Genomic DNA, 4,958 nt, shown 5'->3' with positions numbered 1-4,958 from the left:
CGATCGCAGTGAGCGCCGCGCCGCCCGCCTGAGCAAGCTCTATCGGGCCCTGAGCGAGATGAACCAGGCCATCGTGCGGATGGACAGTGAGCGCGACCTGATGCCCCTGGTGTGTCGCGTAGCAGTCGAGTATGGCGACATGAGGATGGCCTGGGTGGGCCGGGTGGATGCGAACTCGGGGGTGATCACCAAGGTTGCCAGCGGCGGTGAGGGCAGGGATTACCTCGATAGTCTCGTGCTCTCTGCTCGAGTGGAGGAACCGGGCGGCGGCGGGCCCACCGGGACGGCCGTGCGCGAAAACCGGCCGGTGATTATCAACGATTATCTGCACTCGCCGCTGACACAGCCCTGGCATGAGCGCGCCCGCAAGTATGGCTGGCGTTCGGCCGCCGCATTCCCGATACAGCGCGGTGGCGTGCAGTTCGCCGTGCTTAATGTTTATCATCGCAAGCAGAATTCCTTCGACCGGGGCACCATAAACCTGCTGCAGGAGATGGCCGCCGACATCAGTTTCGCGCTGGACAATTTCGACCGCGAGCAGCAGCGGGCCAGTTACCAGCGGGCGGTTCGGGAGAGCGAAGCCCTGCTGTCGACGGTGCTGGAGAATGTCGGTGCCTGTATCTACCTCAAGGGTCTTGATGGCAGGTACCTGTTTGCGAACCAGCAGACGCTGAATCTGTTCGGCCTGCCGAAAGAGGAGGTGATTGGTCGTGGTGATGACCAGTTCTTCGACGAACGCACCCTGGCGCGGGTACTGGAGGGCGACCGCCGAGCGCTGGAATCCGGCGAGCCGCAAGAACTGGAGGAGGCTGTCGCGGTCAGCAGTGGCAAGATTCACGTCTTCTGGTCAGTCAAGATTCCCCTGCGGGATGAGACAGGTGAGATCTACGCGCTCTGCTGTATCTCCACCGATATTACAGAGCACCGGGACAATCGCGAACGTATCCGCTTCCTGAGTGATTACGATGCCCTCACCGGCCTCCCCAACCGGGAGCTGCTGCGGGAGAAAGCGCGAATTGCCCTGAACGCGGCGAAGGCGGGGGGCAGCGAAGTCTCACTGCTGTACATCGATATCGACCGCTTCCAGATCATCAATGATTCCCTTGGCCTGGCGACCGGAGACATGGTGCTGAAGCAGCTTTCTGCGCGCCTCACCGCTGAATTCAGCCTGGATGCGACCCTGTGCCGCATGGGTGGCGATGAGTTTTCCCTGCTCCTGCCGGGCACCGATGCGGCGCAGGCGATGGCAATGGCGAAGCGTTTGCTGGCACTCGTGGCCGAGCCGCTGCAGGTCGGCAGGCACCGCCTCAACCTTACCGCCAGTATTGGTGTTGCCTGCTTTCCCCGCCACGGTCGGGACCTGGATCAACTTGTCCAGTCCGCCGACGCGGCTCTGTCACGGGCCAAGCAGGGAGGTCGCAATACGTTCAGCCTGTTTGTCGAGGAAATGCGCGCCCGGGCCAGTGAGGCCCTGCTCATTGAGAGTGAGCTGCGCCTTGCCCTCGCCAACAAGCTGTTGTCCCTGCACTATCAACCGCAGGTCAGTATGGCAACCGGCGAGATTACCGGGGTGGAGGCCCTGGTTCGCTGGCATCACCCCGAAATCGGCTACATCTCGCCGGCCCGCTTCATTCCCATTGCGGAAGAAAGCGGGCTTATTCTGGATATCGGCAACTGGGTGCTGCGCACGGCCATCGCCCAGCAGGCCAGCTGGCGGGCCGCGGGGCTGGCGGTCGCCTCGGTTGCCGTCAATCTGTCGGCGGTACAGATCTATCGCGATGACTTCGCGGCCATGGTCGTCGGTTTGCTGGAGGAGCACGGCCTGCCCACTAATATGCTTGACCTCGAGCTTACCGAACGTATTGCGATGGAGAACTCCAACAAGACCCTGGGAACACTCACTGAACTCAATGACCGCGGCGTAGTGCTGTCAATTGACGACTTTGGTACCGGGTATTCGTCCCTCAGCTACCTCAAGCGCTACCCGGTGCAAAAGCTGAAGATTGACAAGAGCTTCGTCGACGGCCTGGCGGACGATGCCGAGGACCAGGCGATCGTGTTGGCCATCATCGGTATCGCCCGCGGCCTGGGCTACAGGACGGTAGCGGAGGGGGTGGAGACCCGGGAGCAGTGGCAGTTCCTGCAGCAGCACGGCTGTGATGAATACCAGGGCTACTATTTCAGCAGGCCCCTGCCTCCGGCCGAGCTGGAAGAATTGCTGCGCCGTGGACCCTGATCACAGGCTGGTGGCGAGCAACCAGCCTGTATAGGCGAAGAAGCACAGCAGCAGCAACAGGCCCTCCAGGCGGTTGATGCGCCCGGGGCCTTTGCGGCGGTAGCCAAGCACACACAGCAGCGCGGCCAATCCGCCCATTGCGGCGACGTCCCGGCCGAGGACTTCCGGTGGCACGGTAATCGAATGAATGCCGCCGGCAATGCCGACAACCGCCAGCGTATTGAACAGGTTGGAACCGATGATGTTGCCCAGGGCGATGTCGTTTTCGCCCTTGCGGGCGGCGATGACCGAGGAGGCCAGCTCTGGCAGCGAGGTGCCGATGGCGACAATGGTCAGGCCGATAACCAGATCGCTGACGCCGAGGCCCACCGCGATGTCGATCGCGCCCCAGACCAGCAGGCGCGAGGCGGCGATCAGCAGTACCAGGCCAACTCCCAGCCACATCAGGGCGCGACGCAGTGGCATGTGACCGACGGCTTCCAGGTCCTCGCCCACTTCGGTGCCGAGCTGATCCGTCCTCCCGCTCATGCCCTCGTGGATGGTCCAGGTCATCAGGGCCGCGAAGACCCCGAGCAGGACCAGCGCTTCCAGCCGGGAGACGGTGCCGTCCACCAGCTGCCAGGCCGCCAGGGCGGTGACCGCCAGCAGGATGGGCAGCTCCTTGCGCAGGATCTGCGAGTGCACCAGCAGCGGGCTGATCAGGGCGGTTATCCCGAGGATCAGCGCGATATTGGTGATATTGGAGCCATAGGCGTTCCCCAGAGCCAGCCCCGGGTTGCCCTGGGATGCGGCCACGGCCGAGACCACCATTTCCGGCGCCGAGGTGCCAAAGCCGATGATCACCATGCCGATCAGCAGCGGCGGCATATTGAAATGCCAGGCGGTAGCTGCGGCCCCCGCCACAAACCGGTCGGCGCTCCACACCAGAATAACCAGGCCGATGACAACGGCCCCCACTGCGATCATTGCGCTGCTCCTGCATCCTGTCGCCACCGGGACAGGCGGCGCGCGAGGGGCTCACGATACTGGTCAAACAGCACCGCCGCTACTATCACCGCGCCGGTAATAATGCGCTTGCCGGGCTCGGAAATGCCAAGCTGCGCCAAGCCTGTTTGCATCACCGCGATGATCAGGACCCCGAGGAACGTGTTGACTACCGAGCCCCGTCCCCCGGACAGGCTGGTACCGCCGATGACCACGGCGGCGATGGCGGATAGCTCCAGGCCGATGCCCGCGTTGGGGTCCGCGGTCTGCAGGTAGCCGAGCTGAAACACCCCACCCAGGGCGGCCAGCAGACCTGCCAGGGCGAACACCAGCGCCTTCCAGCGTACGGTGTCGAGGCCGGAGAGCCGGGCCGCTTCCTCGTTGCTGCCGATGGCGACCATGTAGCGGCCGAAAACCGTTCGCACCAGGACAAACTGGGCCAGGGCCACCACGATCAGTGCCGCCAGCAGGGCCGGCGAGACTCCCAGTCCGGCCAGGGGTTCGCCAATGCGGCCGACGGCCGCACCCAGGTACCGGGTCTGGGAATCGGTCACCAGATAGGCACCACCGCGGGCGATTTCCAGCATGCCCAGGGTAACGACGAAGGAGGGGAGCGCCCAGCGCGCGCTGACGAAGCCGCTGGCGGCGCCGCAGGCGAGCCCGGTGAGCAGGCTGGCGGCAATTGCGGCAACCAGCGGCCAGCCGGCATCGGTCATCAGCACTCCCATGACCGCCGCACAGAGCGCCATGACAGAGCCTACCGACAGGTCGATACCGGCAATCAGCAGGACGAAGGTCATCCCCACCGCGATGACAGTGAGGGTGGGGATCTGGTTGGCCAGGGTCCGGAACGTCACGGTGGAGAAGAAGTATTCGCTCTGGCTGCTGAAAAACATCACCAGTATCAGCAGCACGGCGACCAGCCCCAGGGAGTTCCAGGGCAGGCGGATTCCGGGCAGTAGTGTGCGGCTCATGGGTTGCTCTCCGTGACGGCGGCGCGGCCCTGTTGCGCCGAGGTGTAGTAACGGAAGCTGGCTGCCAGCAGGTCTTCCTCGGTGACTGTGCGGGCGTCGAATTCCCCGGCGAGGCGGCCGTTGGACAGCACCATGACCCGGTCGGACAGGGCCAGCAGCTCCTCGGTTTCGCTGCTCACCACCACGATCGCCTTGCCGCGGGCCGCGAGTTCCCGGATCAGCTGCTGAATGCGCAGTTTGGCGCGAGCGTCCACGCCCCTGCCGGGTTCATCGAACAGCACCACATCCAGATCCTGCAGCAGCCAGCGGGCGATCAGGACCTTCTGCTGGTTGCCGCCGCTCAACTGGTTGACTGCCTGGGAGAGACTGTCGCGCTTGACCTCGAGGCTGTCGCAGAGCTGTTCACAGTGGCGGGTAATGGCAGCGTCGTCGACCACTCCCAGGCGGTTGTGCAGCTGCGGGAGCCTGCCCAGGCTGATGTTCATGGCGATGGACTGGTCCAGCAACAGGCCCTGGTCCTTGCGGTCTTCCACCACCAGGCCGATACCGGCGGCTATGGCCTGCCGCGGATTGTGGAAGCGGTGCCGTTGGCTGAAGCCGTCAGCCGGCAGGCGCAGCCAGCCGCTGTCTGCGGAGTCCGCGCCGAACAGGGTGCGCAGCAATTCGGTGCGTCCGGCACCGATCAGCCCGCCTATGCCCAGCACCTCGCCCCGGTGTAGCTCCAGGTTGATATCGCTGAATGCGCCCTGTCGCCCCAAGGCCTC

4 protein-coding genes are annotated in these 4,958 nt (G+C 64.5%); 1 reads left to right on the top strand and 3 read right to left on the bottom strand.

Going from position 1 to position 4,958, the window contains the following annotated elements; translation table 11 throughout:
- Window positions 1-2,236, top strand: a 2,236-nt coding sequence (locus tag RJQ10_RS03600) for a putative bifunctional diguanylate cyclase/phosphodiesterase (protein WP_350143715.1), incomplete at its 5' end; no start/stop codon positions are given.
- On the opposite strand, the gene RJQ10_RS03595 is transcribed toward RJQ10_RS03600, so the two are convergent.
- From RJQ10_RS03595 to RJQ10_RS03585, 3 genes are all read right to left on the bottom strand, one after another.
- On the bottom strand, window positions 2,237-3,202 hold the full coding sequence (locus RJQ10_RS03595) for a calcium/sodium antiporter (protein ID WP_350143713.1): 966 nt from the start codon (window positions 3,200-3,202) through the stop codon (window positions 2,237-2,239).
- Window positions 3,199-4,194, bottom strand: a complete 996-nt coding sequence (locus RJQ10_RS03590) for an ABC transporter permease (protein WP_350143711.1) — start codon at window positions 4,192-4,194, stop codon at window positions 3,199-3,201. Before RJQ10_RS03590 ends, RJQ10_RS03595 begins: the two co-directional genes overlap by 4 nt.
- Window positions 4,191-4,958 (bottom strand): ATP-binding cassette domain-containing protein (locus tag RJQ10_RS03585; RefSeq protein ID WP_350143709.1); only part of this gene is annotated, 768 nt, incomplete at its 5' end. The genes RJQ10_RS03585 and RJQ10_RS03590, both read right to left, overlap by 4 nt.

Origin of the sequence: Haliea sp. (assembly GCF_040222615.1) — a bacterium.
Lineage (GTDB): Bacteria > Pseudomonadota > Gammaproteobacteria > Pseudomonadales > Halieaceae > Haliea.
The sequence above is the reverse complement of the archived record's forward strand: the minus strand, read 5'-3'. Positions and strand labels throughout refer to the sequence as shown.